At 68.6% G+C, this 18,075-nt stretch carries 17 protein-coding genes; 8 read left to right on the top strand and 9 right to left on the bottom strand.

Features of this window, described 5'->3' with window-relative positions; genetic code table 11:
• Positions 1-1,045: 1,045 nt before the first annotated feature.
• From H7F49_RS15515 to H7F49_RS15500, 4 genes are all read right to left on the bottom strand, one after another.
• Positions 1,046-2,260 (bottom strand): argininosuccinate synthase, encoded by a 1,215-nt coding sequence (locus tag H7F49_RS15515; RefSeq protein WP_185684488.1) that lies wholly within the window; start codon positions 2,258-2,260, stop codon positions 1,046-1,048.
• A gap of 94 nt (positions 2,261-2,354) precedes the next feature.
• Complete coding sequence (locus H7F49_RS15510) at positions 2,355-4,490, bottom strand: penicillin acylase family protein (RefSeq protein WP_185684487.1); 2,136 nt, start codon at positions 4,488-4,490, stop codon at positions 2,355-2,357.
• A gap of 96 nt (positions 4,491-4,586) precedes the next feature.
• A complete protein-coding gene (locus H7F49_RS15505; RefSeq protein WP_185684486.1) occupies positions 4,587-5,858 on the bottom strand; it encodes an SAM-dependent methyltransferase in 1,272 nt (423 codons plus the stop codon).
• 61 nt (positions 5,859-5,919) lie between these two features.
• Positions 5,920-6,723, bottom strand: a complete 804-nt coding sequence (locus tag H7F49_RS15500) for an SDR family oxidoreductase (RefSeq protein ID WP_235982233.1) — start codon at positions 6,721-6,723, stop codon at positions 5,920-5,922.
• Between the two features lie 247 nt (positions 6,724-6,970).
• Here H7F49_RS15500 and H7F49_RS15495 point away from each other — a divergent pair, with 247 nt between their 5' ends.
• Positions 6,971-7,813, top strand: coding sequence for a PhzF family phenazine biosynthesis protein (locus H7F49_RS15495; RefSeq protein WP_185684485.1), 843 nt, complete (start codon positions 6,971-6,973; stop codon positions 7,811-7,813).
• 13 nt (positions 7,814-7,826) lie between these two features.
• Here the strand turns inward: H7F49_RS15495 and rlmN are convergent, their stop codons facing one another.
• Positions 7,827-9,095 carry a 23S rRNA (adenine(2503)-C(2))-methyltransferase RlmN gene (gene rlmN, locus H7F49_RS15490; RefSeq protein ID WP_185684484.1) on the bottom strand — a complete coding sequence of 423 codons (1,269 nt, stop codon included), beginning with the start codon at positions 9,093-9,095 and terminating at the stop codon, positions 7,827-7,829.
• A 56-nt stretch (positions 9,096-9,151) separates the two neighbouring features.
• Entirely contained in the window at positions 9,152-9,628 is a 477-nt protein-coding gene (locus H7F49_RS15485) for a hypothetical protein (protein ID WP_185684491.1), read from the bottom strand.
• Positions 9,629-9,881: 253 nt separating this feature from the next.
• Here H7F49_RS15485 and H7F49_RS15480 point away from each other — a divergent pair, with 253 nt between their 5' ends.
• The 3 genes from H7F49_RS15480 to H7F49_RS15470 all read left to right on the top strand — a co-directional run bounded on the left by H7F49_RS15480 (position 9,882) and on the right by H7F49_RS15470 (position 11,534).
• The gene (locus H7F49_RS15480) at positions 9,882-10,055 is read left to right on the top strand and encodes a Flp family type IVb pilin (RefSeq protein ID WP_185684483.1); all 174 of its coding nucleotides are present in this window, start codon (positions 9,882-9,884) and stop codon (positions 10,053-10,055) included.
• 165 nt (positions 10,056-10,220) lie between these two features.
• A complete protein-coding gene (locus H7F49_RS15475; protein WP_185684482.1) occupies positions 10,221-11,189 on the top strand; it encodes a sensor histidine kinase in 969 nt (322 codons plus the stop codon).
• A gap of 27 nt (positions 11,190-11,216) precedes the next feature.
• Complete coding sequence (locus H7F49_RS15470) at positions 11,217-11,534, top strand: outer membrane protein (protein ID WP_185684481.1); 318 nt, start codon at positions 11,217-11,219, stop codon at positions 11,532-11,534.
• A gap of 54 nt (positions 11,535-11,588) precedes the next feature.
• Here the strand turns inward: H7F49_RS15470 and H7F49_RS15465 are convergent, their stop codons facing one another.
• From H7F49_RS15465 to H7F49_RS15455, 3 genes are all read right to left on the bottom strand, one after another.
• Positions 11,589-12,581: a GGDEF domain-containing protein gene (locus tag H7F49_RS15465; RefSeq protein ID WP_235982232.1), complete on the bottom strand. Its 993-nt coding sequence runs from the start codon at positions 12,579-12,581 to the stop codon at positions 11,589-11,591.
• A gap of 297 nt (positions 12,582-12,878) precedes the next feature.
• Positions 12,879-13,364 carry a GreA/GreB family elongation factor gene (locus H7F49_RS15460; RefSeq protein WP_185684479.1) on the bottom strand — a complete coding sequence of 162 codons (486 nt, stop codon included), beginning with the start codon at positions 13,362-13,364 and terminating at the stop codon, positions 12,879-12,881.
• A 41-nt stretch (positions 13,365-13,405) separates the two neighbouring features.
• A complete protein-coding gene (locus H7F49_RS15455) occupies positions 13,406-15,451 on the bottom strand; it encodes a lytic transglycosylase domain-containing protein (RefSeq protein WP_185684478.1) in 2,046 nt (681 codons plus the stop codon).
• A 107-nt stretch (positions 15,452-15,558) separates the two neighbouring features.
• Between H7F49_RS15455 and dapA the strand changes: the two genes are divergently transcribed.
• The 4 genes from dapA to H7F49_RS15435 all read left to right on the top strand — a co-directional run bounded on the left by dapA (position 15,559) and on the right by H7F49_RS15435 (position 18,051).
• Positions 15,559-16,440 carry a 4-hydroxy-tetrahydrodipicolinate synthase gene (gene dapA, locus H7F49_RS15450; RefSeq protein ID WP_185684477.1) on the top strand — a complete coding sequence of 294 codons (882 nt, stop codon included), beginning with the start codon at positions 15,559-15,561 and terminating at the stop codon, positions 16,438-16,440.
• Positions 16,441-16,510: 70 nt separating this feature from the next.
• On the top strand, positions 16,511-16,906 hold the full coding sequence (locus H7F49_RS15445) for a hypothetical protein (RefSeq protein WP_185684476.1): 396 nt from the start codon (positions 16,511-16,513) through the stop codon (positions 16,904-16,906).
• Complete coding sequence (gene smpB, locus H7F49_RS15440; RefSeq protein ID WP_185684475.1) at positions 16,824-17,306, top strand: SsrA-binding protein SmpB; 483 nt, start codon at positions 16,824-16,826, stop codon at positions 17,304-17,306. Before H7F49_RS15445 ends, smpB begins: the two co-directional genes overlap by 83 nt.
• 136 nt (positions 17,307-17,442) lie before the next feature.
• A complete protein-coding gene (locus H7F49_RS15435) occupies positions 17,443-18,051 on the top strand; it encodes a DUF2062 domain-containing protein (RefSeq protein ID WP_235982231.1) in 609 nt (202 codons plus the stop codon).
• The last annotated feature ends 24 nt before the right edge of the window (positions 18,052-18,075 follow it).

The raw sequence follows: 18,075 nt of genomic DNA, 5'->3' as shown, positions 1-18,075 counted from the left end.
GCCATGAAAACCGCAGGAAAACCCCCAAAGGTCGCTCTCGTCGCCATCATGCGAAAACTCATCACAGCCCTCAACGCCATGATCCGCAACAAGCAGAAATGGGCTCTCGCCTAGACGGTTGCTCCCCCGTTGTGCTTCGCAAAACGGGGGAGGATCTGAAGGTCCGCTCCCAGGCGCAACCGGGCGTCCGCATGGGTCGACGCTGGCCGGCCCGGTGCGGACCCGCGAGACAGGCGCCCGACCCACCCCCGTTCGCCTCGAGCGCCGTCGAGAGGCGGGGCGGGGGGGGCGGAAACGCAAATGGGGCCGGCGTTGCCGCCGGCCCCATTCTCGCCTGCCTTCCGACCCGGTCCGCGTCCCCCCGTCGCTGTTTCCCGGTCGGTCCAGGCGGACCGTTCGGGTCGGGCGTCGGTGCTCGCGGCCTGGCGTGGCGGGTGTCCGGTCGATCCCGGGCCGGTCACGGAGAACGGGCCCACTTTCGCTCGTCACACCGCAGCCCGGCGGCGGCGGTCCCGTCAGGCGGGGGCTGGGGTCCCGGTGGTGTCGTCCGTTGACGACTCCCGGTTCCGTCGCCCGCCGCCCGGCGGTTCCTGATCGCTGCTGCGGGTCCCGGTCGGCCGCCCGGGCAGGTCCGTCCCGAAGGCGCGGGCTGCATCGTGCGGTGGTCCGGCGGGTGAGTCCGCCCCAACGATCATCCGGTGTCGTGCCGCTCGCCAGCATCTGCGGTTCGCGCCTTCGCTCGCTTCCGGGCGGTCCTGGGGACCAGCCTTTGCCGGGCTTCGTTCGCGTGTTTTCCGATCCTGCCGGGGGCTGCGCCACCGTCTCGTCCGTTTGGCCATCTCATTGGAATTTCAGAGTTTCCTCTGTCCTTCCGCCGGTCTGTTCCGCCCTTCCGATGACTGGAAGCTGCGCCTCGCCGGTGAGTCGTTCAAGCGCGCGCAGGCCGGGTTATCCACAGGCGCTCAAGCGAGCGGTGGATAACCCCGGTCCGGCGGTGGACAAGTCGTGCTGCGCCGCGATGCCGCGCTGCGGCAGCGGGATTCGCTCAGCGATCCCGCTGCGCCAAAAGCCTGAGCCGGAGCGCGTTGAGCTTGATGAAGCCCGCCGCGTCCTTCTGGTCGTAAGCGCCGGCGTCGTCCTCGAAGGTGACGTGGCGTTCGGAATAGAGGCTGTTGGGGCTCTTGCGCCCGACCACATAGGCGCCGCCCTTGTACAGCTTGAGCCGCACCGTGCCGCTGACCTTGGCCTGGCTGTGGTCGATCGCGGCCTGCAGCATCTCGCGCTCGGGGGCGAACCAGAAGCCGTTGTAGATCAGCTCGGCATAGCGCGGCATCAGCTCGTCCTTGAGATGCGCGGCGCCGCGGTCGAGCGTGATCGATTCGATCCCGCGGTGGGCGATGGCATAGATCGTGCCGCCCGGGGTCTCGTACATGCCGCGGCTCTTCATGCCGACGAAGCGGTTCTCGACCAGGTCCAGCCGGCCGATCCCGTGCTTGCGGCCCAGGTCATTGAGCGCGGCGAGCAGGCTGGCCGGGCTGAGCGCCTCGCCGTTGAGCGCGACACCGTCGCCGCGCTCGAAATCGATGGTGATGTATTCGGGCTGGTCCGGCGCGTCCTCGGGGTTGACGGTGCGGCTGAACACATAGTCCGGGACCTCCTGCCAAGGATCCTCCAGCACCTTGCCCTCGCTGGAGGTGTGCAGCAGGTTGGCGTCGGTGCTGAACGGGCTTTCGCCGCGCTTGTCCTTGGGCACCGGGATCTGGTGCTGCTCGGCCCAGGCGATCAGCGCGGTGCGGCTGGTCAGGTCCCACTCGCGCCACGGGGCGATGACCTTGATGCTGGGGTCGAGCGCGTAGGCCGACAGTTCGAAGCGGACCTGGTCGTTGCCCTTGCCGGTGGCGCCGTGGGCCACGGCATCGGCCCCGGTGGCGTGGGCGATCTCGATCAGGCGCTTCGAGATCAGCGGCCGGGCGATCGAGGTGCCGAGCAGATAGTCCCCCTCGTAGCGGGCATTGGCGCGCATCATCGGGAAGACGAAGTCGCGGACGAATTCCTCCCGCAGGTCGTCGATGTAGATGTGCTCGTCCGGCACGCCCATCAGCTTGGCCTTGGCGCGGGCGGGTTCCAGCTCCTCGCCCTGGCCCAGGTCGGCGGTGAAGGTCACCACCTCGCAGCCATAGGTGACCTGCAGCCACTTGAGGATCACCGAGGTGTCGAGGCCGCCGGAATAGGCGAGGACGACGCGCTTGATATCGGACATGGGGCTTGGGCTCCGGGAGACGGACAGGGATTTGCGCGCGGCGCCTAACAGGTGGGCGCCGCCTTCGCAACCGTATGCCGTGGCGCCCGAAGCCCTAGCGGCGGACCAGCACCTTGGTCGATGCCACGTGCGGCTTGAGCTCGTCCGGATAGAACCAGACCGGCCGCAGGTCGCCCCTGGCATAGCGCGCGACCTGGTCGGTGAAGTGGGGCGACGCGGGATCGCCGCTCTCCCCGCCGGCCATGATCGCCACGGCGCGGACCCGGGGGCCGAACTCGACCGCGGCGACGAAGGAATTGCCGTAGCTGCCGTAGAGCCGCTTGACCCCCGGGCGCGCCTTGACCCCGAACGAGGCGAGCGATCCCCAGGCCGCCCCGGTGAACGGCACTGGCGTGCTGGGCTGGCTGTCGTCATAGGTCAGGTCGATCGCGCCGCTCAGCCGCTGGAAGCGATTGATCTCGCCCCACGGCACCTGCCAGCCGCCGAAGTCGGCGGTCAGCCGGGCGACCGCGGCATCCAGCGCGGCGAGGCGCTGGGCGTCGGTCGGCCGGGCGGTCAGCCAGTCCCACTGGCCGAGCCCCTCGGCCTTGGCCTGCTCGGCCCCGGCGGCCCACAGCGCCTCGCCCCAGTAGACCGCCAGGCTGGTCGCGGTCGAGCCGAGGCCCCACTTGCGGTCCCAGTCGCGCAGCAGCGCCACGGGTCCGTCACGGGCCGGGTTCGGGGCGGCCTGATGCGCGGCGACCAGCGCGGGGATGGTGCGGTCGAACAGGGGCAGCCACGGATCGTAGGCGGCCTTGACCAGGCCGTCCAAGGTGAAGCGGCCGCCCTCGGCCAGGACCCGCTCGGCATGGGGACCGCGCGCGGTCTCGCCCACCTGGTCCATGTAGGCGGGGAAGGCGCCGCGCTGCGGACTGTCCGGACCGGCCGCACGCCAGGGCCAGTTGTTGACGTTGAACGCCCAGCCGACCCTGGGATCGAACACCCTGGGCAGCTCGGCCAGCGGATGGAGGCCCTGCCAGTCCGCCGCCGGATTGCTCCCGTCGACCGGCTGGCGATAGTCGAAGCGCTGGTCGCGCACCGGCACGAACTGCGGGTGGAGATAAGCGATCTCGCCCTTGCTGTCGGCGAACAGCGTGTTGTTCGAACTGTTGGCCTGCAGCGCGGCGACCTTCAGGAACCCGGCGCGGTCGGTGGCGCGGGTGCGCAGGAAGCTCTGCTGAAGCGCGGCGAGCGGGCGGTACATCATGGCCCAGGCAATCCACTTGCCGTTTTCCTCGCGGATGATCGGCCCGTGGTGGGTGGCATAGGTGGTGAAGCTGCGGTCGGCCAGCGATCCGTCCGGCTGGCGGACCTTCAGCGTCACGGTCCTGACCTGCACCGGGCGCAGCCGGTCGCCATGGCGATAGGCCAGCTTGCCGTCGGGCCCGGTCTCGATCGTCTCGGCGAACTCGTCGACATTGTCGATCGTGCTCGAGGTGTGCATCCACCCGGCATGGGCGTTGAAGCCCTGGTAGATGAAGAACTGGCCCCAGGTCGCCGCGCCATAGACGTTCAGCCCCTCGTCGCTGGTGACCTGCTGTTCCGAGCGGAAGTAGAACGAGGTGTGGGGGTTGATCAGCAGCATGGCCCTGCCGCTGGCGCTGCGCGACGGCGCGATGGCGATGCCGTTCGATCCGCTGGGGTCGCGCAGGTCGATCCCGCGCTCCAGATCGGTCAGGGCCAGCTTGCGCTTGGTGTAGAACGCCTCGAGCTGGGTCAGCGGGATCCCTTCGATGTCCCCGCCGATCGATCCCTCGGTGAAGCTCAGCGCCATCCACGGTTCCCACCGGGTGATCACCCGGGGCTTCACCTGGGGATGGTCGGCCAGATAGGCGTTGAGCCCGGCGGCCCAGGCGTCCATCAGCCGCCGCAGCCAGGCCGGGCTGCGGGCATAGTCGGCCTTCAGCGCGGCGGGATCGACCCACAGCCGCTGGCGCAGGTCCGACCACACCGCCTTGTCTCCCTCGGCCTCGGCCAGCCGCCCCAGGTTGACCAGATAGTTCTGCTCGATCCGCGCGAAGTCATCCTCGGCCTGGGCATAGATCATGCCGTAGACCGCATCGGCATCGGTGCGGCCGTGGACATGGGCGATGCCCCATGTGTCGCGCTGGATGGTGATCTGGGCCGGCGGTGCGGCCAGGACCGGGCTGGCGAGCAGCATGGCGGCGGCGACGGCGATGGATGGACGCATGGTGGCTCCCCGGGATTCGATCCCCACCTTGTTCCCGAGCGCGGAGGCGGGGGCAAGGGGGCGCATCGGCGATGCCCGGGCTTCGGGCCGGCGCGTCTATTCCGCCGCCATGGACAGGTGCCAGTCGGGCGCGGGCTCGGCGGCAATCAGCCGGGCGGCTTCGGCGGCGATGTAGTCGCGGGTCATGGGCAGCACGGCCTGGCGCTTCACCGTCTGCAGATGGAAGTTGACCATCCCGCCCAGCCGGAAGGTCTGCTCGGCCCCGGCCAGGTAGAACTGCCACATCCGGAACAGCCGCTCGTCATACAGCGCGACGATCTCGGCGCGATGCGCGGTGGTGCGGCGATACCATTCGTGCAGGGTCAGGGCATAGTGGAAGCGCAGCACCTCGAGGTCGGCGGCCTGCCAGCCGGTGCGCTCGCAGGCCTCGACCAGTTCGCTCAGCGCCGGGATGTAGCCGCCGGGGAACACGTGCTTGCGGGTCCAGGCGTCGGTCCGTCCGGGACCGGAGGTGCGACCGATGGTGTGGGTCAGCATCACCCCATCGTCAGCCAGCAGGTCGAAGGTCTTGGCGAAGTACTCGCCGAAGTTCCCCGCGCCGACATGTTCGATCATGCCCACGCTGGTGATCCGGTCGAACCGCCCCTGGACGTCGCGGTAGTCGATCAGTTCGAAACGGACCTTGTCCGCCACCCCGGCCGCCGCCGCGCGCTCGTTGGCGAAGCGGACCTGGTCCGGGGCCAGGCTGACCCCCAGCACCTCGCAGCCATAGTGACGGTTCAGGAACAGCCCGAGCCCGCCCCAGCCACAGCCGATGTCGAGCACGCGCAGGCCCTCCGCGCCCTTCGCCGGCAGGTGGAGCTTGGCCGCGATCAGGGCCTTCTTGTCGCGCTGGGCCTGTTCCAGCGTGCCGTCCCGGTCAGCCCAGTAGGCCATGGTGTACTGGCGGTCCTCGTCGAGGAACAGCTCGTAGAACTGGCGGGTCAGATCGTAATGGTGCCGCACCTTACGGCCGATCCGGGTGCGGGGGTTGAACTGGTCGAGCCGCCAGGCGATCCGGTCGGCCAGGCGGCGCAGCGGGTTGGGTGGCGACATGGCCCCGCTGCGCTGCCGGGCGTTGCGCATGAACAGCAGCACCAGATCCCGGATGTCATGCGGGGGATCGACCAGCAGCTCGCCATCCATATAGGCTTCGCCTGCGCCAAGCGCGGGATCGCTGGCGATCCGCCAGGCCGTGCGCGGTGCGGTCAGCCGGATGGTGAGCGGCTGGTCTCCGGCGCCGTAGCTGCGCTGCGTGCCATCATGATCGACAACCACCAGCGGTCCCTCGCGGACCACGGCGCGGAGCAGGCGGTCAAGCAACCACATCGATCGAACCCCGTCCTCGGAACAACGCCCAACAACGTCTGAATCAACCTGGAGTTCCAGTTTAGCCCGGGTCGCGCGCCAGGAACAAGACATCGCGGGGCTGGCGCATCAGGTGCTGGCCGGAATCGATGTACAGGGTGGTGCCGCTGGCCAGCAGGCCCGCAGACAGGAACAGGGCGGCCTCGGCCAGCTCATGCGGATCGTTGAGCCGGCCGAGCAGGTTCATCCGCCCGCTCAGCAGGTGTTCGTCCGGAGCCTGGTCGAAGCTGGCCATCATCGCTCCGGGCGCGAGGCCGTAGACCCGGTCCGCCGGGCGGGGGCAGTGCATCGCCTGCATCCGCATCGCCGCTTCGAACGCGGCCTTGGCCATGGTGTAGGAGAAGAAGTCCGGGTTGATGTTGCGCAGCTTCTGGTCAAGCACGTCGATCACCACCCGGCCGCGTTCGGTCATGGCCCGGGAGAGGAAGACCGCCGTCATCGCGGCTGGTGTCGCGGCGTTGACCGCGATGGCCTCGTCCAGCACCCCGGCCTCGGGCGCTTCGTCCGAATCGAAGCGGAACACGGCGGCGCAGTTCACCAGCACGCGCCAGTCGGGCAGGCGCGCGGCCAGGTCCCGCACCATGGCGACGGCAGCCTCTTGGTCGGTCAGGTCGCACTGGGTCACTTCGGCGGAGGGCAGGACGGCGGCCAGCGCGTCGGCGGCATGGCGCGACCGCCCGCAGTGGATCACCACGTGCCAGCCATCGGCGGCAAAGCGCCGCGCGATCAGGGCCCCGATGCGCTGCGCGCCGCCGGTGACCAGCATTGCGGGACGGTCGATCCGGTCGGGCCGGCCCTGGACAGATTCGGAAGCGGCGCTGGGCATTCCCCGCTTGAAGCACAGCCGGTGCGGCGGGGCAAAGTATCCCGCAAGGACAGGGGGGCAGGTGGCTGGCAACGCGGGCGGTGCGGCTGTGGGACAGCCTGGGCTTCGCCACTGTCGGACGCTTGCCGAAGGCGTTCCGCCATCCGGCACTGGGCTTGGTCGATGCGCTGGTGATGCACCGCAGCCTTTAGCCGGGGCGGCGTTTCGGCCCTTTCCCCGCGCGCCGGGCGCTGGCACAACCCGGACCATGCAGATCGATCTCCTTGATGTTTTCGCCAACGGTTCGCTCAGCGGCAATCCCCTCGCCGTGGTCCGCGGGGCTGAGGGGCTGGACGCCGCCGCCATGCTGGCCCTGACCCGCTGGCTGGGCTTTTCCGAAACGACCTTCCTGCTGCCGCCGGAAGACCCCGCCGCCGATTACCGGGTGCGGATCTTCTATCCCGCCGGGGAACTGCCCTTTGCCGGGCATCCCACGCTGGGCACGGCGGCGGCCTGGCTTGCCGCAGGCGGGGTGCCGAAGGTCGCGGGTGAGGTGATGCAGGAGTGCGGGGTCGGCCTGGTCCCGGTGCGGATCGAGGGCGAGAGCCTGGCATTCCGCGCCCCGCCGCTGCGGCGGTCGGGTGCCCTCGATGCGACCGAGCGGGCCGAGGCGATCCGGGTCGCCGGAGTGAGCGATGCCGAGGTGATCGCGGCGGTCCATGCCGACAACGGTCCGGGCTGGCGGCTGCTGCACCTGGCCTCGGCCGAGGCGGTGCTGGCGGCCCGTCCCGTGGCAAGCGCGCCCGTGCCGACCGATGTGGGCCTGGTCGGGCCACACCCTTCGGGCAGCCCCGTTGCCTGGGAGGTCCGCGCCTTCTTCACCGACGCCACCGGCACCCTCAAGGAAGATCCCGTCACCGGCAGCCTCAACGCCGCCGTCGCGCAGTACCTGTTCGAGACCGGGCTGGCCGAGGGCGGCTATGTGGCGGGACAAGGGCAGCGAATCGGCGCGGACGGACGGGTGAGCGTCCGCCGCGACGAGGCCGGCGACCTGTGGATCGGCGGCACGGTGCGCCCGGTCGCGCGGGACGGATTGCTGGGCGCGCTCTAGCCGCGCCGGCCCATCACCCCAGCGCGGCCTGCTTCTCGTCGGCCAGGCGATCCAGTTCGGCCCGGCTCATCTTCTGCGCCGCGGTCTTCAACTGGCCGCAGGCGGCATCGATGTCGCGGCCGCGGGGCGTGCGGACCGGGGCGCTGATCCCGGCTTCGAACACGATTTCGGAGAAGCGGCGGATGCGCTCCGGCGTCGAGCATTCGTAGATCGCGCCGGGCCAGGGATTGAACGGGATCAGGTTGACCTTGGCCGGCAGCTTGTAGTGCTTGATCAGCCGCACCAGTTCGTGCGCGTCCTCGTCGCTGTCGTTCTTGTCCTTCAGCATCACATATTCGAAGGTGATGCGCCGGGCGTTGCTGGCGCCGGGATAGTCGGCGCAGGCCTGCAGCAGTTCCTCCAGCCCGTACTTGCGGTTGATCGGGACGATCTCGTCCCGCACCTCCTTGCTGACGGCATGAAGCGAAACCGCAAGGTTGACCCCGATCTCCTCGCCGCAGCGGGCCATCTGCGGGACCACGCCGCTGGTCGACAGGGTGATGCGGCGCTTGGACAGGGCCAGGCCATCGCCGTCCATCACGATCTTCAGGGCATCGCGGACATTGTCGAAATTGTAGAGCGGTTCGCCCATGCCCATCATCACGATGTTGGTCAGCAGGCGGCCGTCCGAGGTGTAGTGGCCTTCGCCGCCCGCCTCGTCCTCGTCGTCAAAGTCGAGCCCGGCCATGGTCCCGCCGGCCTTGGGCCATTCGCCCAGGGCATCACGCGCCAGCATCACCTGGCCAACGATCTCGCCCGGGGTCAGGTTGCGGACCAGGCGCATGGTTCCGGTGTGGCAGAACCGGCAGTTCAGCGTGCAGCCGACCTGGCTCGACACGCACAGCGTGCCGCGATCGGCGTCCGGGATGAACACCATCTCGAAATCGTGCCCGTCGGCGGTGCGCAGCAGCCACTTGCGGGTGCCGTCGCTGGAATGCTGGGCCAGCACGATCTCGGGCCGGCCGATCACGAAGCGTTCGGCGAGCCAGGGGCGCATGGTCTTGGCGATGTCGGTCATCGCCTCGAACTCGGTGACGCCGCGGTGGTACAGCCAGTGGAAAACCTGCTTGGCGCGCAGCTTGGCCGCCTTGGCATCAAGCCCGGCCGCCGCGAACAGCTCGGCGATGCGGGGGCGCGGCAGCCCCAGCAGATCGACGCGCCCATCGGCACGCGGGGTCACGTCGCGCGGGACAGGCACCGGATCGATGTGCCCGGGGATCGGCATGAGGGATGTGTCGGCCATGGAGCGCCGCGATATAGGGCCACCCGCCGGGAAATGCCAGCGCGGCGGCGCGTGGCTCAGGCGCGGGCGCAACCCAGGGTCGCGGCGTCCATCGCCGTGGCGGCGCCGGCCAGGGCATAGACGTCGACGAAGGGCCGCCCCTTGGTGTCCTTGGCACTGATCCGCATCGACCGGGCCGAGCGCATCGCGGCAACGATCGCCGCGTCCATCCGCGGGTCCACGCTCCAGGCGTCACTGCCGCTGCCGACCAGGTTCAGGTGCTGACCGTTGATCGCCAGCACCGGGTGGCTCGACGGGGCCATCTGACGCGACAAGCGGAAATGGACCTGGTTGCGCTGGCCGCGGGCCGGCCATGATCCGATCGCCGCATAGGCCTGCCGCTCGCGCTCGGCGGTCGAGGGATCAGCCATGGCGATGGCATAGCAACGGGGCACGCCAGGGTCTCTGAAGGCGCCCCAGGTGGCGAACATGCCCAGGCTGTCGCGGGCGATCACCGCCTGTCCGGCCAGGCCCGCCAACAGGACCAGAGCCATACGGCCGGTGCGGCACAGAGAGCGCAGACGCAAGCCGGAACGGGAGAGGAGAATCGACCACATGCCGCGGGCTTCATGGCATGCGGCGCAGTGGTGCGGAAGCAGGCGCAAACGGCCGCCCTCTTATACTTTTGTTAAGGGTGTGATGCGAAGACAAGTGGGTCTGCCACGTCTGCCGGGGAAGCAGAGTGGCGATTCGTGCTTGGGGAAGTGCGAGGCGCGCAAGCGTCAATGGCTGCTAAGGAGACTGGACATGACGATTTTCCGGGCGCTGATGCGCAACGAAGACGGTGCCACCGCCATCGAATACGGCCTTATCGCCGCGCTCCTCGCCGTGGCCGTGATGACCACGGTCTCCGGTCTGGGCTCGCAGCTCAACACCACATTCTCGCGGACCTCGTCGCGCCTGCAGGCCTCGAACGCCTGATCGTCCAACGGGTCGCCCGATGGCGACCCGGTTGGTCCGACGAAAGCGATCGGAGTGCCTTCCGATCGTCGATCCTGGCCGAATTGACTTGGCTATGCCTTTGATCTTACGTCAAGGCGTGGCTTGATGGCGCTCGCCCGGCGCGCAATTGCGGATAGGGCCTCCGTGTATGATCCCCACCTCCTCCGGGAAATTCTGGACGCGCAGTTGGAAATGCTGTGCCGGTTCCGTCGCGACGGAACCATCCTGTTCGTCAATCGGGCCTATGCCGATACCCTGGGGCGCTCCCCTGCCGAACTGACCGGCAAGAACCTGTGGCAATTCGTCTCCGCCGCGGACCGGGCCGATGTCGAGGCCCGACTGAACCAATTGTCCCCCGACCGGCCCGAAATCACCATCGAAAACCGCTTCGAAACCGCAGCCGGCACGCGTTGGATCATGTGGCGCAATCACGGCCTGTCGTTCGGGCCCGATGGCGATCTGCTCGTGGCCCAATCGAGCGGGTTCGACATCACCGAGCGCAAGCAACTGGAAGAACAGCGGCAACTGCTGATCGACGAGCTCAATCACCGGGTGCGCAACACCTTGACCGTGGTGCAGGGCATGGCGCTGCAATCGTTCCGCGACGACGCGGTTCCCCGGGCCCAGCTCGAAACCTTCACCGCCCGGCTGCACGCCCTGGCATCCGCCCATACCGTGCTGAGCAATGCCAACTGGACCGGTGCCGGACTGGGCGGGATCGTGGCCGAGGCCATGGCGATCTGCGGGGACGGATCGCCGCGGATTGTCCAATCCGGACCGGACGTCACGGTTGCGCCGGGCGTGGCCGTCGCGCTGGCCCTGGTCCTGCACGAACTCGTCACGAACGCGATCAAGTACGGAGCCTTGTCGAACGCCGATGGCACGCTTGCGATCGAATGGAGCGTGGAGCGATCGCAACTGCTGGTCCGCTGGACCGAACGGGGTGGACCTCCGGTAAGCCCGCCTGTGCGCCGGGGCTTCGGCTCGCGCCTGCTGGAAACCACCGTGGGCGGGCAGCTCGGCGGCGAACTGGCCATGACTTACGCGCCGGCGGGTGTCGAATGCCGGATCGTCATTCCCCTGGGTGAGCGGGTTCGCATGCGTTCAACCTGATGGCCTCACGGCTGATCGGACATCTGTGTGGGCGGCCGGGTCGGCTTCCCGGCCTCGCCGCAAACCATGGTCCACGCGAAGGCGGTCTACAGCGATGCCCGATACGGGCTGCTCGGCACCAACGGCACGACATCGCTGGACCAGCGTCTCGACGCCGACGGCTATCGTCTCGGCGCGGGGGTGAAGCACGGCATCGCCGGCAAGGCCTATGCCAAGCTCGAGTCCCGCTATTCCAGATACTTGCGGGGTGAGTTCGACTTCGCCGGGCGGACCCCGGACAGCAGCCGCTTCACCATCGATACCGACCGGCATCAGGTGGTGGCCGGCGTCGGCCTGCGGTTCTGAACCCGGCCGCTTCCTGCCCCGGAGGGGAGGCGCCACGCGTCTCCCCTTTGCCGTTCACGCGGCGCAGATCCGGTTCCGGCCTTCGCCCTTGGCCCGATAGAGCGCCTGGTCGGCTGCCTTGAGGGCGATGCGCGGATCCGAATAGGCGAACACGTCGGCCACCCCGCCCGAGAAGGTGACCTGGCCGATCGGCTCATCGGTGGTGCGGTTGATGAAGTTGCGCGCGGCCAGCGATTCCCGGGCCTGATCGAGGATGACCATGGCCTCGGCCACGCTTTTGCCGCGGAACAGCACGACGAATTCCTCGCCCCCGTGACGGGCAACATGGCAACGGTCGTTGGAGATCCGCTGCAGCACCTCGCTGACGGCCTGGATGACCCGATCGCCGGTCTCGTGCCCGTGCGTGTCATTGACCGACTTGAAGTGGTCGATGTCGACGAAGGCCACCGACAGATTGTCGATCTCGGCCTGGGCGGCACGGAAATTGGCATCGTAGACCGCTTCGAATGCGCGGCGGTTGGGCAAGCCGGTCAGATGGTCGATCTCGGCATCGCGGCGGGCCCGGTCCAGGCTCTTGCGCAGCCGGTCGGCTTCCTCCGAGCTCTTCTTCATCTCCTGCTCGACCTCTCGGGTGCGTTCGAGCATCGCCTTGGCCAGCCCGGCCAGGCTGGTGATCATGTCCCCGGTCATGTCGGTGCCGGTCATCTTGCCGACATGTTCCTGCAGCGTGTCACCGTAGGCGGCCGTCGTGCCCTGGGCTTTGCTGGTTGCCGCCGAGAAGCTGGCGATCGAGGTGTCCAGCTTGCCCATCAGCTTTTCCAGCTCGGCCCGCTGCAGATCGTGATGGTTGTCGCGCCCGTCGTCATCGCCGCCCGTCAGCTCGATCAGCCAGTTTTGGTCGATCTTGTTGCCCGACAACTGCCGCTCGGCGATCTTCTCCGCCAGGGTCAGGTCCTCGCCCGAGAAGGCGCGGCGCGCCAGATCGAGATTGGCGGTAGACACGTCGAGGTCGTGCGCCAGCAGAAATTCGCTGATCTGCTCGAGCAAGGCGCGACGTCCCGCCTTGCCGGCGGACTCCGGAGCATTCGGCGAGCCTGCCTCTCCGGCATCCTCCCGACCAGCCTGCGAATCATGGCTTCGCGAAAAAAACTTCAACATTCCCAAAGCATCCCTGGCTGGTTGCGACCCGAGCCGGCGACGGTATAGCCCGGGGCGCACTGCCACCTCGTTGGCTTTGGAATAAGCATATGTGCTTAGGAAGTGCGTCACCCATCCTTGGCCACGCTGGCGCTGCGGCGACGCCCGGATTGCTGGGGTTTGCCGGAAGACCGGTCGCGGCGGGCCTTAGGAATTCGGGTAAGTAATTGACATGACTTCCCACTCTTTCTCCCCGCCGGGCAGGATCACGCGGCGCAGGTCCCCCACGGCCGCACCGCGCAAGGCGCGGGCGAGGGGCGCGCTCCATCCGATCAGGCCGCTTCCGGCATCCTGCTCGTCGTCGCCCACCAGGGTCACGGTCCGGTGCTGGTCATCCTCGTCGGCGATGGTCACGGTCGCACCGAACCACACCCGGGTCCGGTCCGGTTGGCGGGCAGGATCGACCACCCGCAGCAGCTTCATCCGCCGGGCCAGGAAGGCCAGCTCGCGGTCGATCTCGCGCATCCGCTTGCGGCCGTAGAGATAGTCGCCGTTCTCCGAGCGGTCGCCGTTGCCCGCGGCCCAGCTCACGATCTCGACGATCGCGGGCCGTTCGGTGCCGAGCAGATGGTCATAGCGCGCGCGCAGGGCGGCAAGGCCGGCCGGGGTGATCGGTGGTCCGTCGGGTGTCATCGCCGCCCATTACGGGACCCCGGCGGCGCGGAACAGGGGCTTCAGCCCGTCACGCCGCTGCGGCCAAGGAAAAAGCTGAGCGGCGTGGCCCCGCGATAGCGGGCCTTGTCGGGGTTCATCGTTTCATAGACCACGGCGTTTTCCAGCACCCGCTGCACGTAGTTGCGGGTTTCCGAGATGGGAATGCGCTCGATCCATTCGACCCAGTCGACCGCGCCGGTCCGCGGATCGCCATTGGCCCGCAGCCACTTGTTCACGTTGCCGGGACCGGCGTTGTAGGCCGCCACGGCGAGCGGATAGGACCCGCCGAAATAGTTCATCATGCGTCCGAAATAGGCATCGCCCAGGCGCAGGTTGTAACCGGGATCGTTCATCAGGGCCGAGCTGTCGAACGACAGGCCGACCTTGCCGGCCTGTTCGCGCGCGGTGCCGGGCATCAGTTGCATCAGGCCGCGGGCTCCGGCGTGGCTGACCGCGTTCTGGGCGAACTGGCTTTCCTGCCGGCTGATGGCATGGACCATGGTCCAGTCGGTGCCTTCGGGCGTGGGGATCAGCGGGAAGGCCACGTGCTGGAAATCGTTGATGCCGTCCGCTCCGGCCGCCTGGCCCAGAATCACGCCCAGATCGCGGCGGCCGAGATCGCGGGCAAGGTCCGCCACGATCTGGTGCTCGGCCGGCGTTTCGGCCTGGGCGGCCAGCTCCTTGAAGAAGCGGACGGCGGTCGGCCAGTCGCTGTCGCGCGCGACCTCGCGCACGGCGGCCACGATCGGCCGGGCGAGGAAGGCCTGGCGCTCGGCCGGGGTGGGGGTGATGGTCGGCGCCGAGGCAAAGCCGGGGATCGCCCGGCCGAGCCGCTCGAGCGCGAGCTGGCCATAGAACTGGTCGGCATAGAGCGCGGCGCGGGTGAAATAGGGCGCAGCAGCCCCGGCGTCCCCACCCGAGGCGAGCGCACGCCCCGCCCAGTACAGCCCCTTGGCCCGGGTCTGCGGAGTGCGGGCGGCCGTGCCATAGCGCCAGAACAGCGGGGCCGCGCTGCGCGGGGCGGCCATGGCCCACAGCGCCCTGGTCCCCCCCAGCCACATCAGCGAGGTGTAGTCGTCGCGCAGGCGGAAGCTCGCGCGGCTCAGGTCGGCCCCGGCGGCGAAGGAATCGTCGATCAGCGTGGCGAGCCGCACCGCGGTTGCGGCGTCGCTGTTGCGGGCGGCCGACAGATTGATCGCCACCCACTTTTCCGGATCGGCGGGCAGGCTGGAGAGACGCGGCCGGCTGGCCAAGAGGGCGGCCGCCTCGGCGGCGCGACCGGCCGAGATCAACTGGCGGGCACGGTTGTAGAGATAGCCCGGATCCGTCGCCGCGGTCGCCGGGATGGCCATGCCCAGGGCGGCCGGATCGTTGCCCTGCAAGGCGGCCAGGCGAACGGCGAACAGATCACGGCGGGCAGGGGAGACCGTGGCGATCTGCCGCGTTGCCTGTGCCAGGCTGCCCGACCACAGCAGCGTGTCCATCCGGGCATCCTGGTCATCGGCGGACAAGCGGCCGGCGACGAGTCCGGCCAGCGCGGCCTCAACCTCTTCGCTCATCGGCCCGCCGCGCCACGCCGCGACGGCCTGCGCGCTGGCTTCGGGGCGTCCGCGAGCGGCCAGGGCCAAGGCATACCGGGCGCGGGCGGGATTGGTCAGCGGCGGGACCCGGTCGAAATAGGCCACCACCTGCGCCGGATCGACCGCGCCACGGTCCAACGCGCGTTCGGCATTGCGCCGGATCCGGTCCTCTTCCGGAAAGCCGGGATAAGCGATCAGGAAGCTTGCGTAATCGTTGAAGCCCAGCGTGTCATACCGTGACAGCGTCTGCCAGCGGCTCACCGCCTGGGCCATCGGCGTCGCCGCAGAGAGCCGCAACTGTTCGCGCGCCCGGTCCCATTCGCTGCCTTCGCCGCGCGTCGCGGTCGACGGGATGAGGCGGGCGGCCGCGCTGTCGGGCAAGGGCTGGATCACCGGAATGGACACGCTCTGGGACGAGGCCGGGCCTTCCACCACCAGCACGACGAGCGCCGCCGAGGCGAGTGTCTGTCGGACCCTGCTGGACATTCCCCGATGGCTCCTTATCAGGCGCAAAAGTGTCAGACCCCGGTCACCTTACGGCTTCCATCCCGGGGAGCTAGCTGGAGAATGGGGCAAAAACAGGGAAGATGTCCATGTTTTCCGGTTCGATTCCGGCTCTTGTGACTCCATTTCGCGACGGAGTGTTCGACGAGAAGGCGTTCCGGCGCTTGGTGGACTGGCAGATCGCCAATGGATCGGCCGCCCTGGTCCCGTGCGGGACCACGGGCGAGAACTCGACCATGTCGAACGCCGAGCACCATCGCGTCATCGAGGTTTGCGTCGAACAGGCCGCGGGCCGCGTCCCGGTCATCGCCGGGTGCGGCAGCAACGATACGATGAACGCGGTCCTGCACATGACCTTCTCGAAGAAGTGCGGGGCGGCCGCCGCCCTGCTGGTGGCGCCCTATTACAACCGGCCGAGCCAGGAGGGGTTGCTCGCGCACTTCTCTTACCTCGCCGAGCATGTCGACCTGCCGATCGTGCTGTACAACGTGCCGGCCCGGACGGTGACCGACATCAAGCCCGAGACCGTGATCGAACTCGCCCGGCGGTTTCCCGGGAAGATCATCGGGATCAAGGACGCCAGCGGCGACTTGTCGCGCGTCACCGATCACCGCATGGGGATCGGCGCAGATTTCTGCCAGTTGTCGGGCGACGACGAGCTGGCCCTGCCATTCAACGCGGCGGGCGGCGTGGGGTGCATTTCGGTGACGGCCAACGTCGCCCCGCGGCTCTGCGCCGATTTCCAGGCGGCCTGCGCCGCGAACGACCTGCAGAAGGCCCGCGAGCTGAACGACCGGCTCTATCCGCTGCACTACGCCATGTTCGAGGATGCCTCGCCCGGGCCGGTCAAGTATGCGCTGAGCCGGGTGTTCGCCGATATCAACGAGGATCTGCGGCTGCCGCTGGTCCGGTGCAACGATGCGGCCCGCAAGGCGGTTGACGCTGCCCTGGTTCACGCCGGAGTGCTTTGATCCGCAAAGAAAATGCGGCGAACCGAGCGAGGTCGGGGAACTGTGTTGCGGGCGGGCACATTGATCGGGCATGGCCCAGAAACCCGCTGCCCGACCGATCTTCGACGCGCCGATCCAGGTCATCGCCGGCCGGGACGGCACTGTGGCGTTGTTCCTTCCCGACGGCCACCGGGTGGTGCTGACCGCCGCCGCCGCGCAGCGGTCCGCGGCCATGCTGTCGCGCGCACGGCCGGTCCTGCCGCCGACTGGCGCAGCAAGGACTGGCGGTCCGCCGACGGGGCCGGCCGGGCAGGTCATCGCCGCCGACTTCGGTGGCGGGCGAGCCCCGCCGCCCGGACAGACCCTAGGCAAGCCCGATGCGGGCGCCTACATGGCACCCCATCATGGCCCGACCGACCCCAGCCACCTTCGACAAGAAGAAAACCGTCGCCGAAAATCGGCGCGCGCGGTTCGACTACCATATTGACGAGGTGTTCGAGGCGGGGATCGCCCTGACCGGAACCGAAGTGAAGTCGCTGCGGTTCGGCGAAGGCTCGATCGCGGAATCCTATGCCGAGGTGCGCGACGGCCAGGTCTGGCTGGTCAATTCGAACGTGCCCGAATTCAGCCACGGCAACCGCTTCAACCACGAGCCGAAGCGGCCCCGCAAACTGCTGCTGCACGAGCGCGAGATCAGCAAGCTGACCGGCGCCGTCGAGCGCAAGGGGATGACCCTGGTGCCGCTGTCGATCTATTTCAACGGTCGGGGCCGGGCCAAGGTCGAACTGGCGCTGGCCAAGGGGAAGAACGCCGCCGACAAGCGCGAGACGATCAAGCAGCGCGACTGGAAGCGCGAGCAATCCCGCCTGCTGCGCGAGCACGGCTGACCATGGCCGCATCGCCGATCGTCCTGCCCCAAGGTCCGGGGCTTGCTCTTCATCGCGCGGAAAGGACTTTCCGGTTAAGTCCGGATGCTGCGGGCTGGCGACTTGCGCTATACCGCTGTCGAGTTTGGACGGAACGATGATCCGCAAGTTTTCCGGATGGGCCCAGCGCACGATGCCCACGCGCGAGCAGTTGGAAGGCAACCGCTTCGTGCGGCCCTTCGCCCATCGCGTGCTGGCCAGCGAGCTGTGGCGTTTCACCCGCCGCTCGGTCCCGCGCGGGGTCGCCCTGGGCATGCTGGTGGGAATCATCATTCCCTTTGCCCAGGTGCTGTTCGCCGCCTTTCTGAGCCTGTCGGTGCGCGCCAACGTCCCCGTTGCGGCGCTGACCACCTTCATCACCAATCCGTTCACCACCCCGCTGATCTGGGCCGTGTCGTACAAGGTGGGCGAGCGGCTGCTGTATTTCGACGCGATGTTCCACACCAGCCCGATCGACAGCCTGCTTCGGGTGACCGACACTTGGCAGTTCCTCGTCTGGCTGACGGCCGAGGGCAAGGTCCTGGCCCTGGGACTGGTGGTGGTGGCCGTGGTTTCCGCCGCCGTATCGTACCTGGCGACCAGCGTGGCCTGGGGTGCCTGGATCCGTTCCAAGCGCCGGCGCCTGCTGGCCGACCGTGCCGAGACCGGGCGGAGTTCAAGCGACCGGATCGCAGCGGACCGGACCGAGCCCGAAGCGACCGCCTGAACCGGCGCCTGTTTCCGGGGCCGA

It is taken from the genome of Novosphingobium aerophilum (assembly GCF_014230305.1).
Classification (GTDB): domain Bacteria; phylum Pseudomonadota; class Alphaproteobacteria; order Sphingomonadales; family Sphingomonadaceae; genus Novosphingobium; species Novosphingobium aerophilum.
The sequence above is the reverse complement of the archived record's forward strand: the minus strand, read 5'-3'. Positions and strand labels throughout refer to the sequence as shown.

Excerpts from the sequence above, each read along its gene's own strand:
- H7F49_RS15485 (WP_185684491.1), bottom strand. The coding sequence starts at position 9,628 with ATGGCTCTGGTCCTGTTGGCGGGCCTGGCCGGACAGGCGGTGATCGCC.
- H7F49_RS15500 (WP_235982233.1), bottom strand. The coding sequence starts at position 6,723 with ATGCCCAGCGCCGCTTCCGAATCTGTCCAGGGCCGGCCCGACCGGATC.
- H7F49_RS15515 (WP_185684488.1), bottom strand. The coding sequence starts at position 2,260 with ATGTCCGATATCAAGCGCGTCGTCCTCGCCTATTCCGGCGGCCTCGAC.
- rlmN (WP_185684484.1), bottom strand. The coding sequence starts at position 9,095 with ATGGCCGACACATCCCTCATGCCGATCCCCGGGCACATCGATCCGGTG.
- H7F49_RS15435 (WP_235982231.1), top strand. The coding sequence starts at position 17,443 with ATGATCCGCAAGTTTTCCGGATGGGCCCAGCGCACGATGCCCACGCGC.
- H7F49_RS15455 (WP_185684478.1), bottom strand. The coding sequence starts at position 15,451 with ATGTCCAGCAGGGTCCGACAGACACTCGCCTCGGCGGCGCTCGTCGTG.
- H7F49_RS15505 (WP_185684486.1), bottom strand. The coding sequence starts at position 5,858 with ATGTGGTTGCTTGACCGCCTGCTCCGCGCCGTGGTCCGCGAGGGACCG.
- H7F49_RS15495 (WP_185684485.1), top strand. The coding sequence starts at position 6,971 with ATGCAGATCGATCTCCTTGATGTTTTCGCCAACGGTTCGCTCAGCGGC.
- H7F49_RS15480 (WP_185684483.1), top strand. The coding sequence starts at position 9,882 with ATGACGATTTTCCGGGCGCTGATGCGCAACGAAGACGGTGCCACCGCC.
- H7F49_RS15445 (WP_185684476.1), top strand. The coding sequence starts at position 16,511 with ATGGCCCAGAAACCCGCTGCCCGACCGATCTTCGACGCGCCGATCCAG.
- H7F49_RS15510 (WP_185684487.1), bottom strand. The coding sequence starts at position 4,490 with ATGCGTCCATCCATCGCCGTCGCCGCCGCCATGCTGCTCGCCAGCCCG.
- H7F49_RS15460 (WP_185684479.1), bottom strand. The coding sequence starts at position 13,364 with ATGACACCCGACGGACCACCGATCACCCCGGCCGGCCTTGCCGCCCTG.
- smpB (WP_185684475.1), top strand. The coding sequence starts at position 16,824 with ATGGCCCGACCGACCCCAGCCACCTTCGACAAGAAGAAAACCGTCGCC.
- dapA (WP_185684477.1), top strand. The coding sequence starts at position 15,559 with ATGTTTTCCGGTTCGATTCCGGCTCTTGTGACTCCATTTCGCGACGGA.